Annotated in this window: 19 protein-coding genes and 1 tRNA gene; 9 read left to right on the top strand and 11 right to left on the bottom strand. The window is 60.1% G+C overall.

Annotation, left to right across the window (positions count from 1 at the left end; all coding sequences use genetic code 11):
• Positions 1–394: 394 nt before the first annotated feature.
• Positions 395–1312: a hypothetical protein gene (locus J0I64_RS12880; RefSeq protein ID WP_291408824.1), complete on the top strand. Its 918-nt coding sequence runs from the start codon at positions 395–397 to the stop codon at positions 1310–1312.
• On the opposite strand, the gene J0I64_RS12885 is transcribed toward J0I64_RS12880, so the two are convergent.
• Complete coding sequence (locus J0I64_RS12885; RefSeq protein ID WP_291408826.1) at positions 1279–1677, bottom strand: MarR family winged helix-turn-helix transcriptional regulator; 399 nt, start codon at positions 1675–1677, stop codon at positions 1279–1281. The two genes, J0I64_RS12880 and J0I64_RS12885, sit on opposite strands and share 34 nt — an antisense overlap.
• 336 nt (positions 1678–2013) lie before the next feature.
• On the bottom strand, positions 2014–2544 hold the full coding sequence (locus tag J0I64_RS12890) for a DinB family protein (protein WP_291408828.1): 531 nt from the start codon (positions 2542–2544) through the stop codon (positions 2014–2016).
• A gap of 68 nt (positions 2545–2612) precedes the next feature.
• Here J0I64_RS12890 and J0I64_RS12895 point away from each other — a divergent pair, with 68 nt between their 5' ends.
• A complete protein-coding gene (locus tag J0I64_RS12895) occupies positions 2613–3236 on the top strand; it encodes a TetR/AcrR family transcriptional regulator (protein WP_366933742.1) in 624 nt (207 codons plus the stop codon).
• 120 nt (positions 3237–3356) lie between these two features.
• Positions 3357–4016, top strand: a complete 660-nt coding sequence (locus J0I64_RS12900) for a glutathione S-transferase family protein (protein WP_291408830.1) — start codon at positions 3357–3359, stop codon at positions 4014–4016.
• Positions 4017–4041: 25 nt separating this feature from the next.
• Here J0I64_RS12900 and J0I64_RS12905 read toward each other — a convergent pair whose 3' ends face one another.
• The 5 genes from J0I64_RS12905 to J0I64_RS12925 all read right to left on the bottom strand — a co-directional run bounded on the left by J0I64_RS12905 (position 4042) and on the right by J0I64_RS12925 (position 7124).
• On the bottom strand, positions 4042–4479 hold the full coding sequence (locus J0I64_RS12905; RefSeq protein ID WP_291408832.1) for an acetyltransferase: 438 nt from the start codon (positions 4477–4479) through the stop codon (positions 4042–4044).
• 71 nt (positions 4480–4550) lie between these two features.
• Positions 4551–4988: a MarR family transcriptional regulator gene (locus J0I64_RS12910; RefSeq protein ID WP_291408834.1), complete on the bottom strand. Its 438-nt coding sequence runs from the start codon at positions 4986–4988 to the stop codon at positions 4551–4553.
• 60 nt (positions 4989–5048) lie between these two features.
• Positions 5049–5921 (bottom strand): DUF3445 domain-containing protein, encoded by an 873-nt coding sequence (locus J0I64_RS12915; protein ID WP_291408836.1) that lies wholly within the window; start codon positions 5919–5921, stop codon positions 5049–5051.
• A gap of 81 nt (positions 5922–6002) precedes the next feature.
• The gene (ppa, locus tag J0I64_RS12920; RefSeq protein ID WP_291408837.1) at positions 6003–6536 is read right to left on the bottom strand and encodes an inorganic diphosphatase; all 534 of its coding nucleotides are present in this window, start codon (positions 6534–6536) and stop codon (positions 6003–6005) included.
• A 138-nt stretch (positions 6537–6674) separates the two neighbouring features.
• Positions 6675–7124 carry a universal stress protein gene (locus tag J0I64_RS12925; protein ID WP_291408840.1) on the bottom strand — a complete coding sequence of 150 codons (450 nt, stop codon included), beginning with the start codon at positions 7122–7124 and terminating at the stop codon, positions 6675–6677.
• A 111-nt stretch (positions 7125–7235) separates the two neighbouring features.
• On the opposite strand from J0I64_RS12925, the gene J0I64_RS12930 reads away from it, so the two are divergent.
• The gene (locus tag J0I64_RS12930) at positions 7236–7787 is read left to right on the top strand and encodes a hypothetical protein (RefSeq protein WP_291408842.1); all 552 of its coding nucleotides are present in this window, start codon (positions 7236–7238) and stop codon (positions 7785–7787) included.
• Positions 7788–7811: 24 nt separating this feature from the next.
• On the opposite strand, the gene J0I64_RS12935 is transcribed toward J0I64_RS12930, so the two are convergent.
• Positions 7812–8255: a TerB family tellurite resistance protein gene (locus tag J0I64_RS12935; RefSeq protein WP_291408844.1), complete on the bottom strand. Its 444-nt coding sequence runs from the start codon at positions 8253–8255 to the stop codon at positions 7812–7814.
• 241 nt (positions 8256–8496) lie between these two features.
• On the opposite strand from J0I64_RS12935, the gene J0I64_RS12940 reads away from it, so the two are divergent.
• The 3 genes from J0I64_RS12940 to J0I64_RS12950 are packed head-to-tail and all read left to right on the top strand — an operon-like array spanning position 8497 to position 14310.
• Complete coding sequence (locus J0I64_RS12940) at positions 8497–9300, top strand: hypothetical protein (protein ID WP_291408846.1); 804 nt, start codon at positions 8497–8499, stop codon at positions 9298–9300.
• Entirely contained in the window at positions 9236–10852 is a 1617-nt protein-coding gene (locus tag J0I64_RS12945; protein ID WP_291408848.1) for a DNA polymerase Y family protein, read from the top strand. Before J0I64_RS12940 ends, J0I64_RS12945 begins: the two co-directional genes overlap by 65 nt.
• Entirely contained in the window at positions 10849–14310 is a 3462-nt protein-coding gene (locus J0I64_RS12950; RefSeq protein ID WP_291408850.1) for an error-prone DNA polymerase, read from the top strand. The genes J0I64_RS12945 and J0I64_RS12950 overlap by 4 nt, the downstream gene beginning before the upstream one ends.
• Before the next feature lie 9 nt (positions 14311–14319).
• Here J0I64_RS12950 and J0I64_RS12955 read toward each other — a convergent pair whose 3' ends face one another.
• Positions 14320–14604, bottom strand: coding sequence for a 4a-hydroxytetrahydrobiopterin dehydratase (locus J0I64_RS12955; protein WP_291408852.1), 285 nt, complete (start codon positions 14602–14604; stop codon positions 14320–14322).
• A 260-nt stretch (positions 14605–14864) separates the two neighbouring features.
• Between J0I64_RS12955 and J0I64_RS12960 the strand changes: the two genes are divergently transcribed.
• Together J0I64_RS12960 and J0I64_RS12965 are read left to right on the top strand one after the other, a co-directional pair.
• The gene (locus J0I64_RS12960) at positions 14865–17174 is read left to right on the top strand and encodes an EAL domain-containing protein (protein WP_291408854.1); all 2310 of its coding nucleotides are present in this window, start codon (positions 14865–14867) and stop codon (positions 17172–17174) included.
• A 102-nt stretch (positions 17175–17276) separates the two neighbouring features.
• Positions 17277–18056 carry an acetyltransferase gene (locus J0I64_RS12965; protein WP_291408856.1) on the top strand — a complete coding sequence of 260 codons (780 nt, stop codon included), beginning with the start codon at positions 17277–17279 and terminating at the stop codon, positions 18054–18056.
• Positions 18057–18164: 108 nt separating this feature from the next.
• Here the strand turns inward: J0I64_RS12965 and J0I64_RS12970 are convergent.
• Both J0I64_RS12970 and J0I64_RS12975 read right to left on the bottom strand, forming a co-directional pair.
• Positions 18165–18240: transfer RNA gene (locus J0I64_RS12970), tRNA-Thr, on the bottom strand.
• Between the two features lie 36 nt (positions 18241–18276).
• Positions 18277–18997 (bottom strand): tetratricopeptide repeat protein (locus J0I64_RS12975; RefSeq protein ID WP_366933743.1); only part of this gene is annotated, 721 nt, incomplete at its 5' end.

The raw sequence follows: 18997 nt of genomic DNA on the forward strand, positions 1-18997 counted from the left end.
AGCGGCAGCAAGGAGGCGAACGGCCAAAACATGCGTCTAAACAGGAAACGCCAGGCTGCATTGCTGGCAGACTGGCGCTTTTCGGTGCGGCTCTTACAGAAAAAAGCTCCTCTTAACAAGCGCTGCTAGTGCAGGGCGGGAATGCATGGAACACGAGAAGTGCGCCCGGCGTGGCGTTGAGGCGAGTTCAATTTCGTTTTTTGACTGGTAAGCCGCTAGGCTAGGCAGGATATTAAGACGCTTCGCCCTTGTGCAGCTTGCCTATTTCGCGCCGCCCTTGAGCCCGTTGGCGGTTCAAAATTGCAAAGTCGCTTGCATTGTTTCATAGGACATCGACGCACAGACAGCCAACACTTGCGATGTGTCCGGACAAGCCACCTGAATGGGAACATAGATGAAGATCGTTGCGGTCACTGGATTCTACGACGTTGGACGGGCTGGATACGACAGTCGTTCGCCGGAACATTACATCGATTGGCTGAACCGGACGCTGCAAACGCCTTTGCCATTTCTTGTGTTCCTCGATCCCGCCTTCGATGCGAGCAGCGTTGTGCTCAAGCCAGGGGATCGTATCGTCCATGTGCCACGGTCTGAGCTGACGATGTTTCGGCACCAAGACAAAATCGAGGAGATCGTTGCCACTAGTCAAAATGTGAACCGTCGGGACATCGCGTTCAACATCCCTGAATACGGGATGATCGTCATGTCAAAGCTCGAACTTGTGAAACGGGCCTCGAAAGAAACGGACGCCGATTTCCTGGTCTGGGTGGACGCAGGCCTGTCACGCTTCATCCCCGATCTTGGCGATGGAAAGATCAAGGTGACGAAGGCTGATCTGGAAGGTGTGAACTTCGGGCTGACGACGACGCTTCATCTCGCGCAACGGATGCGCATCGGCAGGTTTCCGCGAAGCATGGTGGGAAGAACCTTAGCCATGATGAGTGCCGGTGATTTCATCGTCGCGCGCGGCTTTGCGGAAGAACTCTCTGACCGCATGGACTTTCTCGTAGAAACGGAGTGGCTGCCGGCTGGTCTTTGGGACAACGAGCAGGTCGCCATCGGCTCGCTGCTATTTCGCGGAGCTTTGCCCGGCACACGCATTATTAGAACCCATGTTGGCGGGGGAGCGAATACGGTGAGTTGGCTTTTCGGCGCCGAGCCGTATGGTCGCAAGCCTCCCCTCTATGTGCGCTGGCGCATTTTGCTGGACGAATTCAGGACAAGGCGCACTCCGAAAGACGATTGCTACTTGCCCGGAGACTTTCCAGAGGCAGAGTTTCAATCGTGGGTACGCGCTAGAAGAACCGTCTGAATGTCCGGACGGTGATTTTCTGGCCGCCTCTCTTGTCCGTCGGCAGCATCGGGTTCAAAAATCACCGTGCCAACCGGCACCTTGTTCACCCGCCCTGCCTGCACTTCCAGCACGGATACCACGCGTCCCAGCAGTTCCATGAACTGGCCACGCTTGGCCGTCGTGAATTGTTCCAGCAACAGTTCATTGAGCGCGTCGAGAGCGCGATCCATATCGGCGATGCGGTCACAACCGACCGCGGCCAGCACGATCAGCGCACTACGGCCATCGTCGGGATTAGCTTTTCGCGTGACGAGGTCATCGCGCTCCATGCGCTGGATGGTTGCCGTCATGGTTGAGTGTTTGATGGACGTAGCCCCAAGCACGCGCTTTGGCGTTTAGACGCCACCGGCCGAAAGGGAGCAAGCGGGCGAGACCGACCCGTGAAATCCCGATGGTGAAGATACATAGCCAAGTGGATCGAGTAGCTGAAAAATCAGCTCGCTTCACGTCCTCGGCGCCGACGTTGAATGCAGCAATGGGGTAGAAAGGGACTGGTGGATTTTAGCTAGGCAGGCGCTGAAGGCGACATGGCATTGTCGGGGTCGTCAGTCGCGCAAGTCGGACTTTTGCGCCCGACTTTGCGACAGAAACTCCGCTGAAAAATCAACACGCGCGCTTGCCACGCGAATTGGGATTTCCCTGACAATATGGACGTGGGGCTATCCTTCAGCCGGAACGGACTGCTTGCTGCCCTGCTGCCGCCGCCCCGGTTCGGTCTCGTGAAGATAGACGGCGAAGGTGTCCCACGGCGGGGTGATCGAGAGTTGCCAGAGAATGCGGCCCACCTCGCCCCGGTGATAGCTGCCGTGCAGGGCAACATGGGTTAGCATTTCCTCGCGGGTCATATAGCCTTTGTCGCCATCGGTGAACGTGAAGGCCACCGCCTCGGAGAGCGCATCAGGAGAGACCGTGTGAAGGTAGTCGAGATACCATTGGTCTGAAGATATGACGGCGGTTCGCAGCTCTTCCAGCGCCGGCGTTTTTTCCAGATTATCGGACGTGAAGCCGTGAGGAATGCCTTGCAGATGGCCAGCGAATATCCGTGATACCACATAGTAGTGGCTGATCAGCCGAAGAGCAGTTTGCAGCTCTGTTGCGTGTTTTTCAGGGTCAACGCCTTCGAGCTTCTTGAACAAGTCGACATTGGCCCAAGCGTGATAGCCGTAGAGCGTTTGAAGCAAGCTACTCATTGCCGCCGATCCTTTCGAGGGTTAAAAATGTGAGCAACTCTTCACATTTTCTATGGAGGGCGGGTTTCTTGTCTACTCGCATTGCCAAACAGCGCTCCGCGATGCGCAAGGAGCCGCAACAGGCCAGATCCCGCGCCACCGTCGAAACGATCGTTCAGGCCGGTGCTCGCGTTCTAAGCGATGAAGGGTGGTCAGGATTCACGACGAACAGGATTGCTGAGCTGGCCGGCGTCAGCATAGGTTCGCTCTACCAATACTTCCCCGACAAACTCTCTCTGGTCGATGCGATCCGCCATCGTCATCTGGATGACAGCATCACAGTGATGCGGAAAGTTCGCGCGGATGGGCTGCCGCCGGCAGAGTTCGCGGCTCAACTGGTGCAGGCCATGGTTGCGGCCCATAGCGTTTATCCGGGCCTGCATCGTGTCTTGTTAGACGAAGCCCCCAGCTCGGAAGAATATCGAGACCCCAACAGCGAATTCGAGATTGAATATCTCTCCTACTACGCCGAGGCCGTCGCCACATACCGAAAGCGCTCTCCCAACGCGGCCTACCATGTTGCCGGCCGCATGATTTCTGACGCGATTGACGGGGTGATCCATAATGCGGCCCGGCGCGGTGCCATTGACGATCTGGCAATGCAGAGAGAACTGGTTCGCCTGATTGCGCTATATCTTGGAGAGACTGGCTAGCGTCGCAAAGCTCCCGAAACCCGCGACATGTTTTTGCCAGTCAACGTCCGGTTGATAATGCCTCGATCAACCCTATGAGTAGCGGCAATGGGGCGTAACCGCCTGATGGAAAACGTCAAAATGTCCGAAAGCCAGCCGTTTATCGTCTATGGAGCGAGTGGATCGGGGTCGGTTCCCATCGAGGCGGCCCTCGAGCTTCTGGGCCTGCCCTATAGGCTTGAAGAGCATGAACCATGGAAAGGCAGTGCCGAGACCGAAAGGCTTGCGGCCATCAACCCCATGGCCCAGGTGCCGGCGGTAAGATTGCCGTCGGGCGAGGTGATGACCGAAAGTGCGGCCATCCTGATCTGGCTGGCCGACCGTTATCCGGAGGGGCGTCTGGCGCCGGCCATCGGCGATGCCAGGCGGCCCGATTTCCTGCGCTGGATGACCTTCGTTTCTTCGGCCATCTATGCGCTCTATTGGGTTACCGACAATCCATCGCGCGTGCTCGAAGACGCGGGCGGGCATGACGAGATAAAAGCGAAAATCTATCGGCGCATCGAAAGCTGCTGGGCCCTTATGGGGGAACAATTGGCTCCCCAAAACTTCCTGCTGGGCGAGGAGATCGGCGTGCTCGATCTCTACGTTGCCACGGCATCGCGCTGGTCGCCGGACCGGCGGCGTTTTTATGAGGTCGCGCCTTCGCTTGCCGGCGCCATCCGCCGCACCGATAGCGACCCGCGGCTGTCCCGCCTTTGGGCCCGGCGCTTTCCATTCGAGCCGGGCTGGGAGCGCTGAGCGGCGCCAGATTGGCGATTGGGGATCAGGATCGATACCGCAGGTGGATAAGCGGATAGGCCCGCCCCTGCCCGTCAAGGGCCGAGCGACCGGTACGCTCGAAGCCAACGCGCTCGTAAAATCCGAGCGCCCTCGGGTTTTGCTCGTTCACATCCGTCGTAAGGTTCGGGTGCTCCACAAGTGCTCTCTCGATCAGCGCCTTGCCAATGCCCTGGCCATGATGGTCGGGATCAATAAACAGGGCTTCCAGATGCCCCTCATGCAGAAACATGAAGCCTTGCGGGACGCCTGACGCGTCGACCGCAAGCAGCAGACTGACTTGCGGCAGGAAGGTGGAGACTTCCGCCTCGATGGCCGCCCGGTCAGCAGGAGCAAGGAAGTCGTGGGTGGCATCAACGGCCCGGCGCCAGATATCGAGGACGCGGGGCATATCCTGGCTGGTAGACATGCGAATTTCGATCATGCCCGTCCTTATCAAGGATCGTCTCCGACCGCCACCGCGGATGGGAAGCCGGCTCGGCGGCAATGGGTCCCCTACCCCGCCCTGCCCGTCTGCACTTCGAGGACAGAGACAACGCGGCCAAGCAGGTCCAAAAATTGTTCGCGCTCGGCAGTCGTGAATTGCTCGAGCAGCAATTCGTTGAGGGCATCGAGGACGCGATCGGTGTCGGCAATGCGGTCATAGCCGGCCGGGGTCAGCACGATCAGCGCGCTGCGCCCATCATCGGGATTGCGTTTTCGCGAGACCAGCCCGTCGCGCTCCATACGCTGGATCGTGGCGGTCATGGTGGGCTGTTCGACGGCCGCCGCCTCGGCAAGGCTTTTGGGCGTGCGCGCGCCCCCGGCGGACAGGGCTAGCAGCACCGGCACATAGGCGGGGTTGAGCCCGATGGGCTCCAGCATGGTCTCGGCTTCACGCACGAGCAGACGGGCAGCCCAGTTCAACTGGTCGGCGACGCTTTTTTCGATCATTACTGAGCCTACTCAGGATTTGCGCCATTTAGGCCCGACCAACTGATTTGGGCAAGCGCTTCAGCTTATGTCGGCCAGCCGCGCCAGCACCCGGTCGCGCTCTCGGGTCAGGCCCTTGTAGTCGAGTTGTGCTTCGCTCAGCGCCAGCAACTGGTCGCGTAATTGCATGGCCAGAACCGGAGCGCCCGGCAGGCGCGCGAGGCTTTCCAGATCCAGCAGCGAAATGCGGATGGTGAAGGCAATGGCGCCAGTTTCGGGCAGTTTGCGCAGGGTTTGCCGCTCGAGCCGCAAATGGACCGGATCGGCTTTCTCACCAGAACCGAAGCGCGGCATGTCGGGCCCCAAGACATCGGGATGAAAGAGGCGCTTGTCGCCATAGAGCGACCAGTTCCAGCGAAGAAGCGGGGTTTCCGGCCGCAGGGCATCGAACATGCGGGCCATAAGCTGGGCCGGACGGGTCGCGGGACCAAAGCCGGGTACCGGCTCGTGAATGGCGTCGAGCACCTTGCCGATTTTTTCGGACAGCACCCAGGAGGACGGAAAGCTCAGACTGGCCGCCACGAGACGCCAACCAGGCTCGCTGCGCAAAAGAACAAGCAGATCGTCCTGCACCAGCTTTGCCGCCTGCAGCAGCGGAATGCCGTCGAATTCGACCACTTCGCCATTGGGTACGACAAGCAGACCAGCGTCCATCCTCTGCCACAGATGCGGAAAGCGCTCCGGCAGATAGTCTGCCAAAAGGGACAGCAACTCGGCCTGGGCCAGTCGACTTTCCGGCAGCTCGGCGAAAATCTGGGAAAGATGGGTTTGGTGGAGGCGCGCCTTTTCGGCCAGCTGCGCCGCCATATCGGCATCGGGATCGAGCCAGTCTGCCGGGTCGAGCGGTTTGGTGGCAATCTGGAAGAGGCGCGTGTCGAAGGCGGGAAGCGTCATGCGGCCATGAAAGCCGTGCTGTCGCGGATCGGCAAGGCCAAAAGAAAAGGGCGGAGTAGAACCCCGCCCAATTTCCAAAAATTACTTCGCGGCCTTGTGGCGCTCGATCGATTCGAGGATCACCTTGGTCGCATCAGCAAGGTTGCCGATCCGGTCGATCTTGGCCCACTTGCCGGGCTCGAGATCCTTATAGTGCGTGAAGAAGTGTTTTACGCGCTCGAGCTGGATTTCCGGGAAATCCTCGATGTCTTTGATATTGTCGTACATGCGGGTCAGCTTGGAGACCGGCACGGCGATGATCTTTTCGTCCTGGCCGCCATCGTCTTCCATGAAGAGCACGCCGACTGGGCGCGAGCGCACCACGGCACCGGGCACCAGCGGACGCGAATTCATCACGATCACGTCGAGCGGATCGCCATCGCCGCACAGCGTATGCGGCACGAAGCCGTAATTGCCGGGGTAGCGCATCGGCGTATAGAGGAAGCGATCGACAAAAAGCGCGCCGCTATCCTTGTCGATTTCATACTTGATCGGCTCGCCGCCAAGCGGGACTTCGATGATGACATTGAGGTCGTCGGGCGGGTTCTTGCCGGTCGGGATGGCGTCGATGTTCATTTGGGCGTGTCCGTTGCGTCAGGGAGGGCTGAACGAGAGGGGTTCTGCCGCAGAACGGCGGACAAAGGCAAGCCGTAAATAGGCAGGAACCGAAGCCATTCGCCGCAGGACGAACGGCCTCGGACAGATGGCAAAAGCCTATTTGACGATCAGCACCGGTACGCTCGAGCGCGCCAGAACCTCGGAGGCCTGGCTGCCGAGCAAGAGCCGGCCAAGGCCACGGCGGCCATGGGAGCCCATGACGATCGTGTCGATGCCGCGAGCGGTAACGGCTTCGAGAATGGCATCGGCCGGACGGTGGCGCGGCACATGCACGGTTTCGGCATTGATGCCGGCCGCAGCCAGTTTTTCCTTGGCCGCATCGAGCAGTTTTTTGGCGCCCGCAGCATAATCGTCTTCGAGCTGGGCGATGATCGGCCCGGCATCGATGCTGCCAAAGCCGCCGGCCCCAATGCCGGTAGCCACCGGATCGGTCGAGGTCAACACCAGGACTTTCGAGCCGTGGACCTTGGCGAGTTCGGCGCCGGCCGCAACGGCCTTGTCGCCGAGTTCGGAACCATCGGTGGCAATAAGCAGGGTTTTGAACATGCTCTTCTCCTTGTTATCGGCACAATAACCCGATCATTGTGTCCGGCAATTGATCTCGATCATTGAGTCCAACAAATGGTCTCGGTCACATCGCGGCGAGGAGGCCGGCCCATGTTGCAGCGTCTTTTTCTGGCTCTGACCCTGACTTGCGCAACGCCGGCTTTCGCCCAATCAGGCTTTACCAGCGCCTATACCGACCTCGATATCGACCAGTGCCTGGTGCTCGAAGCCGACGATTTCGGCGCCAGCTGGGCCTGCCCAGGCTACAAGGGTTTTCCGGTAAAAGTGCAGGAAGGCGACCTGAGATTTTCCATCAGCTACGGTTTTGAGCCGGAGAAGAATTCGGCTGGCTTCCAGACCCTGCCGCCCTTCAACAATCTCGGCGCAAAGCTCGAATGGCGGCTGTCCAACGCCAAGGGCTACTTTTTCCCGATCGCCACCATCGTGCGCTATCACACCGCCAATGTCGAAACCGGCGAGAACAAGAGCCAGGTGCTGGTGGTGACCCAGATTGCCGAGGGCAATTCCTGCCACATCGCCTATGTGGATGCGCTGGCCAACAAGGACGCAAACGAACTGGCCCGCGCTGCCGCCGACAAATCGGGCAAATTCAACTGTGCCAAGGACGAACCTGAAGTGATCGGAAAGTTTACCGCCTACTAGGCCGCATCATTTCAGAGAAATGACCTAGGCTTCGTCGGCCTTGCCGCGAATCTGGTTGCGCAGCACGGTGCGATCACGGCTCGAAACGCCGATCAGCTCCGCAATCCGCCAGACCATATTGTCCTCAAGCTCGTGGTTCTGCTTGTCGGCAAAAACCACGGTCCACATCATGCGGATGATTTCGACGCGGTCTTCCATCGGCAACTGGGTAATGCCGGTGGTAAAATGATAAAAATCCACCGCCTCGGCATCACGCTCGGCCGCCTGCTTGATCAGGCGATCGACGCTCGATTCATCGAGGTCGTAATGATCCATCAGCGCGCCACGAATGGCCTTGCGCTCTTCGTCCTTCATCGTGCCATCGACCGCGGCAAGGTGCACCAGGAGCGCCGCCACCGATAGTTTTGGGTCATTGCTATTGGTCGCCGTCTCGGTTTTCTGAAACAGACGGGTCAGGGCCTCGAACATGGCTTTCAGCCTCGTGCACGGGGTGAAGGAACGGGTTTAGTGAGTGAGCCGGGAGGGCCGCCGCTAAAGACTGGGGCAGAAGCTGTTTTTGCTCAATGGGCGCAATTACTGCTCATGCGGTCTTGACCGTTGATGATGCAGGTCGGCCACACCCTCTTCCAGGAGGACACGAAATGGGACTCGACTCCAGCCGGATTCGGAGTCAAAATGTTCCTGTTTTGTTCTAGCAGACGGTTTCATCATGCAGGCCCCGGACCGACAACAGCGCCTCGCCGCGCTGCGGGACACCATTGCCGATATCGAGCGCAAGCCGGCACTGGCAGAGGCTGCCAATCGCCCGCGCGGTGAACCCGGCACGTTTCCGACCCTGCCGCCCGGATTGGTGCAGGAGATCTATACCGATGGCGCACGGGATAGCGGAGCAAGCCTCGCCTTTGCCCTGACCCAGGCACGAAGCCTGCTCACGGCCCGACGCTCGACGATCTACTATGTGCAACTTGCCAGCGAGGGGCAGTTTTTCGGCCTCCCCTATGGGCCTGGCCTGCACTGGTTCGGGATCGACCCGGCAAAACTGGTGATCGTGCGGGTCACCGACATGACCGAGTTTTTATGGGCCACCGAAGAGGCCACCGCCTGCCGGGCGGTTGCGGCCATCATTGCCGAGGTAAAAGGCAATCCCAAGCTCCTCTCCTTTACCGCCAGCCGAAGACTGAGCCTCAGGGCCAGCGCCAATCGGGTCTCGCTCTTCATGCTGCGCTCGAGCACGCGGCGGGAAAGCAGCGCCGGACACCTGCGCTGGCGGATCATGCCGCACCGCAGCAGTCGCCACGCCTTTGACGACCGCGCCCCGGGAAATGCCCGCTGGCACCTCAAACTCGAACGCGGCCGGATTGCCGGCAATCAAGTGGACTGGATGTTGGAAGCGCGGAAAAATGGTTTTGCACTCTTCTCCAAACCAACTGGTCTTGGTCGATCCCAAGTTGAAACGCCGTTTTCTGGCGCTCCACCTGCCCTATTGGGCCACCGACTATCTCAAGCGGGCTGAGCCGGCGCTGAGGGAAAAGCCCCTGGCGCTTTACGAGCGCATCAAAGGCGGCTTGCGCCTTGCCGCGCTTGATCCCGCCGGCCTGCAGAATGGATTGCGCCTTGGCCAGAACCTTGCCGATGCCCGCGCCATCTGGCCCGAGCTCACCGTGCGCGAAATCGATCGGCCGAGACTGGAAGCCGCCTTCAGGGATTTTGCCGATTGGCACTCCAATGCCAGTCCGCTCGTCTCGGTAATGACCGATGTCAGCGGTTTTGGCGATCTCGTGCTCGATATTACCGGGGTAGCCCATCTCTTCGGTGGCGAAAGAAAGATGCTGAGGGAGCTCATCATCCGTCTCAGAAAACTCGATTATCGCGTTTCAGGCGCCATTGCCCCAACTATTGGCTCTGCCTGGGCGGTCAGCCATTTTGCCCAAAGCCAGGTGGTCGAGGACAATGATCTCATAGCCTTGCTCGATGTCCTGCCGGTAGCAGCCTTGCGGCTTGCCGAAGCCCAGGTTCTTACCCTGGCGCAGATGGGACTCAAAACCATTGGGCAGGTCCGGCAATATCCGCGAAAATCGTTGAGCGCCCGATTTGGCCAATTGCTCCTTCGCCTCGACCAGGCTTTTGGCGAGATCGAGGAGCGGATGACGCCGCGCCTGCCACTCGTCGAGCATCTTGCCGAGCAGCGTTTTGCCGATCCCATCAGTCTGATGGACGACGTGCTGCGAACGACGCACGATCTGGCAACAAAACTGGCGGAAACCCTCGAAAAAGAAGGGCTTGGCGGCCAGACCTTTCATCTTTTTCTCTATCGGGTCGACCATAAGGTGATGACCCTCTCGCTCAATGCAGGGCGGGTGACGCGCGATCCCGATCATATCGCCGACCTTTTTCGGCACCGGGCCCAGCGGCTCGAGGCGGAGTATGATCCCGTCTTTGGCATCGACATGGTCAGGCTGGCTGCCGACAGCGTTGATCGGCTTGACGCCGTGCAGACCGGCGCCTTTTCCATCAACGATGGCCTTGAAGATATCGACCGCCTCAATGACCGGCTGAGCAGTCGGCTCGGCCCCCTCGCCGTTCTGCGCACTGAAATGCGAGCAAGCCGTTTGCCTGAACGGGCTGCCCGGCTGGTGCCTGTGCAAGGCGATGTCGCCCCACCGATCGAAACCCCAATGCTGCAGCGCCCGGTCAAGCTGCTGCCGATGCCGGAAGCCGTAGCGATCATGGCCGAGGTGCCGCATGGCCTGCCGGCCTCCATGGTCTGGCGCGGCGAAAGCTATCGTCTCGTCCGCGGCCAGGGCCCGGAGCGCCTGAGTGCAGAGTGGTGGCGCAAGAGAGAGAGACTAAAACTGGTCGAGCAGCCAAAGCCCAAAATACCAAAACCGGGCGAAAAGCTGGTTCCACCGCCCTACATACCCGACCTGCCCGAGTTCAACCCCGACGCCGGCATGCGCGATTATTATGTGGTCGAAGACCAGCATGGCAGCCGGTTCTGGGTGTTTCGGCAGGGGCTTTATGGTTCGGGCCGGCCGGTCTGGTACCTGCATGGGTTTTTCCCATGAGCACTTTGGGGGGCCCCCCCGAAAAGGTCATCACAATCGAGCCGCCGTTTTACAGCGAGCTCGTCACCACCAGCAATTTTTCCTTCCTACGTTCGGGCTCGCATCCGGAAGAAATGGTGGCTGCTGCCATGCATCTGGGCATGACGGCGCTCGGCATTTGCGATCGCAACACTTTTGCCGGCGTCGTGCGCGGCTATGTGACGGCGCGGGACAACAAGGAGATCAGCCCCGATTTTCGTTATCTCGTCGGCGTCCGACTGGCTTTTGCCGATGGCACGCCTGATATCGTCGCCTATCCCAGCGATCGCGTTTCCTATGGGCGGCTCTGCAAGCTGCTTACGATCGGCAACCACCGCGGCGAAAAGGGCAATCCAACCCTCTTTTTCGATGATCTTTTTGGGTCGGCTAGTCCCGCTTCCGAAACCGAACAAGGGCCGGGCGAAGACTTCTCACAGGGCCAACTGTTCATCCTGCTCCCAAACGAAAGCGATTGGGGGCTTACTGAAAAGACGCTGGATCGCCTCAGCCGACAGGCGCCGGGGCGCGTCTGGATTGCGGGCACGCCGCGCTTTGATGGGCAGGATCGTGCCCGGCTCAACCGGGTGGAAGCGACAGCCAAGCGGCACAAGGCGCTGATGATCGCCAGCAACGACGCGCAATATCACGAGCCCGACCGCAGCATGCTGCTCGATGTCGTCACCTGCATTCGCGAACACGTCACCCTCGACGAAGCCGGCTTTCGCCTCACCGCCAATGCCGAGCGGCATCTCAAGAGCCCGCGCGAGATGGCGAGCCTTTTTGCCGAGCACTCGGATGCCATCGCGCAAACTCAGAAATTCATTGCGCGGATCGATTTCACCCTCGACCAACTGCACTACAACTATCCCGAAGAAACCATCGGCAATGGCGAGACCGCACAGGAAACGCTGGAGCGGCTGACATGGGCCGGCGCAAAGAAGCGCTTTCCAGAGGGCTTGCCGCCCGGCTCCGAGGAGCAGATCCGCACTGAACTAAAGCTCATCGGTGAAAAGGGCTATGCCGCCTATTTTCTGACGGTGCAGGACATCGTGCGCTTTGCCCGCGAGGAACGAGGCATTCTGTGCCAGGGGCGCGGATCGGCCGCCAATTCGACGGTCTGCTATTGCCTCGAAATCACCGAGGTCGACCCGCGAAAAGCCACGCTGGTCTTTGGACGCTTCATCTCCACCGAGCGCGACGAACCGCCCGATATCGACGTCGATTTCGAGCACGAGCGGCGCGAGGAGGTGATGCAATATGTCTACCAAAAATATGGCGGGCGACGCACGGGGCTGACGGCCAATGTCATCTCCTACCGCTCCAAAAGCGCCATTCGCGAAACGGCAAAGGTTTTTGGGGTTTCCGACGACACCGTAGCCGCCTTCAACCAGCTCCATTGGGGCTGGGGCTCCTCGCTCGATCTCAAAAGCGTCGCCAATATCGGGCTTAACCCGGATGACCCGGTGCTGGCGCAGATGTTCGAAGTCGTAAAAGTGCTACGGGGTTTTCCGCGGCATCTTTCCCAGCATGTCGGCGGCTTCGTTATCACCCGCGACAGCCTGGAAAGTCTCGTGCCGATCAGCAAGTCGGCCATGGATAGCCGCACCATCATCGAATGGAACAAGGACGACATCGATGCCCTCAAAATCCTGAAGGTCGATATTCTGGCCCTCGGTATGCTGACCTGCCTCAGGCGCGCTTTTGATCTCATGAAGGATCATTACGAGCATGAGGTGACGCTGAACGAGTTGCAGAACGAAGGTTTTAGCGACGAGGAAAATGGCACGGAAATCGCCAAACCTGTCTACGAAATGACCCATCGCGCCGACACGATCGGGGTCTTTCAGATTGAAAGCCGGGCGCAGATGTCCATGCTGCCGCGCCTCAAACCCAGTATCTTTTATGACCTTGTGATCGAAGTCGCGATCGTGCGGCCCGGCCCCATCCAGGGCGGCATGGTGCATCCCTATCTCAAGCGACGCGAGGGCATTGAGCCCTGGACGGCTGATCCCGACGATCCACTCGATCAGGTACTCAAGAAAACCCTCGGCATTCCGCTCTTTCAGGAGCAGGCTATGCAAATGGCGATCAAGGGCGCCGGCTTTACTGCGGGCGAAGCCGACCAATTGCGTCGGGCCATGGCCGCCTGGCGCCGCACCGGCAAGATCGAAATCTTTAAAGATCGCTTCATCACCGGGATGATGAACAATCCCCGCAAGCAATATAGCCAGGAATTCGCCGAGCGCTGCTTTTCGCAGATTGAAGGCTTTGCCGAATATGGCTTTCCTGAAAGCCACGCCGCGAGCTTTGCCCTGCTCGTCTACGCATCGTGCTGGCTGAAGTGCCATTATCCCGATGTGTTTGCCTGTGCCCTCCTTAATTCCCAGCCCATGGGCTTTTATGCGCCGAGCCAGTTGGTACGCGACGCAACCGAGCATGGCGTCGAGATCAGGCCGCCCGACATCAATATTTCCAACCACGATTCCAGCCTTGAGGCAGACGGTTGGGATGCCCGAAAGCACGTCTGGCCACGCCATCAGGTCATGACGAAGGATATCTGGACCACCAAAGCCCTGCGCCTGGGGCTGCGGCAGGTCGAAGGCCTTGCAAAAAAAGACATTGAACGCATCGTCGAGGTTCGTTCCGCAGGCCGCTATTCCTCCATTCGCGATCTCTGGCTGCGAACGGGCGTACCCATTGCCAGCCTCGAAAAGCTCGCTCGCGCCGATGCGTTTTCCGATTTCGGGCTCAACCGTCGCGAAGCGCTCTGGGCTGTAAAAGGGCTTATCGGCACGCATGGCGCCGAAACTCTGCCCCTCTTTGCCATCGAGCCGCCCAAGGAAACGCCGGTCGAAGAACCCGCCGGCCTACCCCTCATGGCACCTGGCGAAGAAGTTATTCATGACTATGCGACCTTGTCGCTGTCCCTAAAAGGCCATCCTGTACAGTTCCTGCGCCCCATGCTGATGGAGCGTGGCACCACAAGAGCGCAAAATCTTGAAACGGTGACGCCGGGTCATCGCATTGAAGTCGCGGGGCTCGTGCTAGTGCGGCAGCGGCCGGGAACGGCAAGCGGCGTCATCTTCGTGACGCTCGAAGACGAGACCGGCGTCGCCAATATCGTTGTCTGGCCAAAACTCTTCGAGAATGACGCCATGCGCAAAACCCTGCTTTCGAGCCGCATGCTCGCAGTCCGAGGTCAGGTGCAGAAGGAAGGCATGGTGATCCACATCATTGCCGAGGACATGACCGACCTGACCCCGCAACTGCTCGACCTTTCCCATGGCAAGGATTTTGGCGACAAGGTCGTGGCCCGGGCCGATGAAGGCAAATCCGGCCCGCCGGGCAGCCAGAGCCGCGACCGCAATGCCATCCGCGAAGTGGAAATGGCACGGCGGCGCGCCTATGGCGCCATGCCCAAGGGTCGGAATTTTCACTAGGCCCTACGATCAGAGGGCGCTGATTTTCTCAGCAAGATCGACATCCTTTTGCGTCAGGCCGCCCGCATCATGGGTCGAGAGCACAATCTCGACCTTGTTGTAGCTATTGGACCAGTCGGGATGATGGCCGGCCTTTTCAGCCAGAAGCGCCACCCGCGTCATGAAGCCAAAGGCCTCGGAAAAATCCTTGAACTTGAAGGAACGCTTCAGCTTTCCCTCGCTTTCTTCGATGGTCCAGCCGCTCAGTTTCGGGCGCGCCGAGGCAATATCTGCGGGTTTGAGTTTCTCAGCCATTCCAAATTCCTCGCTTTTGCCGGCCCAAGTTAAGCGCCGGTTCACCTTGCCAACGGGAAAGCGGCCCCGAAGTTCATCTTGCACGCACTCTTCAAGACCCTCTTAACCGCCTTTGCGTTCAATCGAGCGTCAACCAGAGGACGCCGTGTCAATAACGGAAGGCCCGCAGCCACAAGGATTGTGGTTCCCATACCTGCCCCGCCACCGACTGGAGTCGGTGCGACAGACCACGACTTTTATTTCTGTACAGGCGGAACGGCATGTTTCAAGCCGCCCATAAATTGCTGCCACCGGTCGACTATGTGTCGATGATCCGGTCGCTTTACGCGGACCGGCTCTCGATGCTGCTCGGCGCCTACGGTTCGGCCCTGGCCGCTGCCGTGGCCGCGCTTGAGGCCAAATCCGTCTATCTGGGCTACATCGCGGTGCTCTTCGTCATCGTTGGCGCGGCGCGCAACTATGACATGAAGGCCTTTGCCAAGGTCGATCTCGGCGACGAGGATGTCGAAACTGCGCTCTATTGGGAAGGCCGCGCCACGCTCGGCGCTTCGGCCATTGCGCTGCTCTACGGTGTCTGGTGCCTCCTCAGCTTCTGGGCCGTCGATGATGCCTTTGCCGAACTGACGGCCGCCAGCGTTTCCGTCTCGGTGCTCGTCGGCGTCTCCCAGCGCAATTTCGCCATCGACAAGCTGATGACCATCCAGGTCCTCCTGATCGCGGTGCCGCTTTGCCTTGGCCTGCTGCTGGTGGGCAATATCTATTATGCACTGCTGACTCTTCTGCTGCTGCCCTTCTTCCTGTCGCTGCGCAAGATCGCCGGCAATGCCCGCGATATCCTGTTGCGCGCCGTGCACGGCCGCACCAAAGCCTCGGCGCTGGCCGCCCAGCTCGATGCGGCGCTCGACACGCTGGCCCCTGGCCTGCTGATGCTCGACCAGAACCGCATCATTGAGGTCACCAACGACACCGCGCTCATCGCCTTCGGTATCGACAATCCCACCGAATGGGTGGGACGGCCGCTCTACGAACTCTTCGAACACGCCCTCGAAACCGGCGCGGTGCCCCAGGCCGCCGCGCGGCGCATGCAGCTGCTGATCGAAACCCGTTCGAGCGGCAAGGTGCTGATCTGCAATCGCTCGATGCAATACTTCGAAGCCTCGGTTTCCTCGCGCGATTCCAAGTCCGTGCTGCTGTTTGAAAACATTTCCGACCGCATCGCGGCCGAAGAGCGCATCAGCTACATGGCCCGCTATGACGCGCTGACCGGCCTGCCCAACCGAGCCTATTTCGCCGAACTGGTAGAAGAGGCGCTCGAAGAGCGCCTGGACACCTTCGAGCCCGGCCACGTGGCCTTGATGATCCTCGATATCGACGACTTCAAGCATATCAACGACACTCTGGGTCACCTCGCCGGTGATCAATTGTTGTTCGAGCTCGGTCGGCGCTTCCCCGACGCGCTGCCGCCCAATGCTATCCTTGGACGCCTTGGCGGCGACGAATTCATCGCCTTCTACGTTTCAACCGACGGATCCGCGGGCATCGAGGCCGACGCTCAACGGCTGTTGAGCACCATGCGTCAGACCTATCAGCTGCCGAACCGTCAGCTGAACATCAATGCCAGCGTCGGCGCGGTGTCTTCATCGGAGCGTGGCGACGATTTCGAACAGCTGATGATCAAGGCCGATCTCGCCCTCAATGCGGCCAAGGGCGATGGCAAGAACCGCATCGTGCAGTTCCATGCCCGCATGGACACCGAATATCAGCTGCGCCAGCAGCTCAAGGTCGACCTCAAGACGGCCATCGTCGAAGGCAAGCTGCATCTGGCCTATCAGCCCGTTGTGGATCCGCGCGAAAACCGTATCGTTGGGTGCGAGGCACTGGCTCGCTGGAATCACGAATCCTACGGCGCGATCTCCCCGGCAACCTTCATTCCGATCGCCGAAGAAACCGGCATGATCACCGACCTGACCCGGTTTGTTCTGGCCCGGGCCACCCGCGATTGCCGCACCTGGCCTGGCGATATGCGCGTCGCGGTAAACATTTCAGCACGCGACTTCCGCTCCAGCGACGTCGAGGCTCTGGTCAATGCGGCGCTCGAGGAAAGCCAGCTGCCCGCCGGCCAGCTCGAAATCGAGGTGACGGAAACCACCGTTATCGAGGAGCGCGATGCGGCGGCCTCCGCGCTACAAAAGCTGCGCAATCGCGGCGTAGGGATCGCTCTCGACGACTTCGGCACCGGCTATTCATCGCTGAGCTATCTCAGCGCCCTGCCCTTCACCAAGCTCAAGATCGACCGTTCTTTCCTCGCCGACATTGAAACCGATGAGCACGCCCTCAAGCTGCTGGCCAATGTCGTGCAGCTGGGCAAGGATCTCGACCTCGTCACCACTATCGAGGGCGTCGAGACGGAGGTGCAGCTTAGCCTCGTCACCAAGCAAACCCATGTCGACCTGATTCAAGGGTTTCTCTATGGCACGCCGATGAGTTTTGACGCGATCACGCGCCTGGTTGAACAGCAGCACAGCCGCCACACACCAGTGCCGCTACGGCTGGTTTCCGTGACGAAATAAGGCGATCTGCGACACATTAACCATGTCTCCAATGTAAACTTTTATCATCGTTAATGAATTGTTAACGTCACCGCCGAGGCAATTCAAAGCGGCGGACGAAGCATGGCCATTGACAAGGACAGCGCGGCGGCGGCCCGCGCGGGTGAACCTTCGCGTTTTTCTGGAACTCTGATCGACCTGCTCGACGATGTGAGCTATGCGCGCGTCGACGCCGGGGTCATCGACGACCCCATCTACAAACTGCGCTATCGGGCCTATCGGCGCGAAGGTTTCATGGATCACAATGCGGAGGAAATCTGCATCGACGATCTCGATGAAACGCCCAATGCCATGAGCTTCGGCATCTATATCAAGGGGGAACTGGTCAGCTCGCTGCGCCTGCACCACCTGACCGCCCAGCATCGCCGGTCGCCCAGCATGAAGGTCTGCCCCGACATTCTGGCGCCCATGGTGGATGCGGGACAAACCTTCATCGATCCCAGCCGCTTCACGGCCGACCATGAAGCGTCCCTCGCCTATCCGGCCCTGCCGTTCCTGACGCTGCGGGTCGCGGCCATGGCATCGGTGCATTTCAATGCGGACCTGTGCCTGGCTTTGGTCCGGCCCGAGCATGGCGCCTTTTACAAGCGTGTCTTCGGCTCGCAGATCATGAGCGATGTGCGCTCCTATCCGGGTCTCAATTTCCCGGTCGCCCTTTTCGGCGCCTCGGTCGATACGATCCGCACGCGGGTCGCCCAGCGCTTTCCGTTCTTTCTTTCGACCAGCCACGAACGCGAGCAGCTGTTCAACCAGACGGTCAAGCAGGGCACCCAGCTGCGCATCCGCGCCACGGCACGCCACGCCTATGAGACCGCCCGCGCCGAAATGGCCGAGACAATCTGACATCTGAAAGCATGGCCTCTCCCACGGGGGAGGCCGACTGGCGCAAAGAGCCGCACGTCAGCACGCTGACGGCCGCAGACCAAAATACCAAAAATATCAGGAAGATGGTGGTGCCGCTTAGGTGACTCGAACACCTGACCCCATCATTACGAATGATGTGCTCTACCAACTGAGCTAAAGCGGCTCCGGCCGGGCGTGAGCCCGAACAGATTGCGGTCTTTTACTGTTGGTTTTCCGCTGGCGCAAGAGGCAAGACCTGCGCCGGCTTGGGGAAATCCTCTGCGGCGTCACTGACGGCGGGCGGCAGCGGCACGGGACGCGAATTGCTCGTCACCGGCACCTTCCATTCGAAGGCGTCGAGCTTGCCGGTCACCGGCGAAATCGGCTCCCATTCGTCGCTGACGAGACCATCGGCGGTCCAGGCCGGGTCGCGGGCGGCGCGGAGGCCCCGGGCCAGCCATTCGCGGGCCTTGCCCTGATCTCCGCTTTCACCCGCCTCGATCTCGGCCATGAGGCTCGCAACGCCTTCGGTGAGGTCCGGGCCGGCATAGGGCAACAGCACGTCGCGTGCCAGCGGCCAGTCATAGGCATCGATGGCGGCTCGCGCGAGCGCCATGGCGGCGGCCCGATGCTCGGGCGGCATGTCGATGATTTCCCGCATGCGCTTGAGCCGTTCCACTGCCGAAGCGCCGGGCTGGGCATGGGCATAGAGCGCAGCAATGTCGGGGTGGCCGGTAGCCCGCCAGATGCGGCGCAGGAGGCTCATCGCCTTGCGGCTTTCGCCCTGGTTGATGTGAACGCGCGCCGCGATCAGTGCCGCCGGCACGAAATCGGGCAGAAGCTTCAGCGCCGTCAGCGCATGTTCGAGGGCAACAAGCGGCTGGCCGGTTTCAGCCTCGCGGGCTCGTGCCGTTTCGATGACCGCCTGCCGACGGCGCTTT

It is taken from the genome of Devosia sp. (assembly GCF_017307565.1).
Taxonomy (GTDB): Bacteria; Pseudomonadota; Alphaproteobacteria; order Rhizobiales; family Devosiaceae; genus Devosia.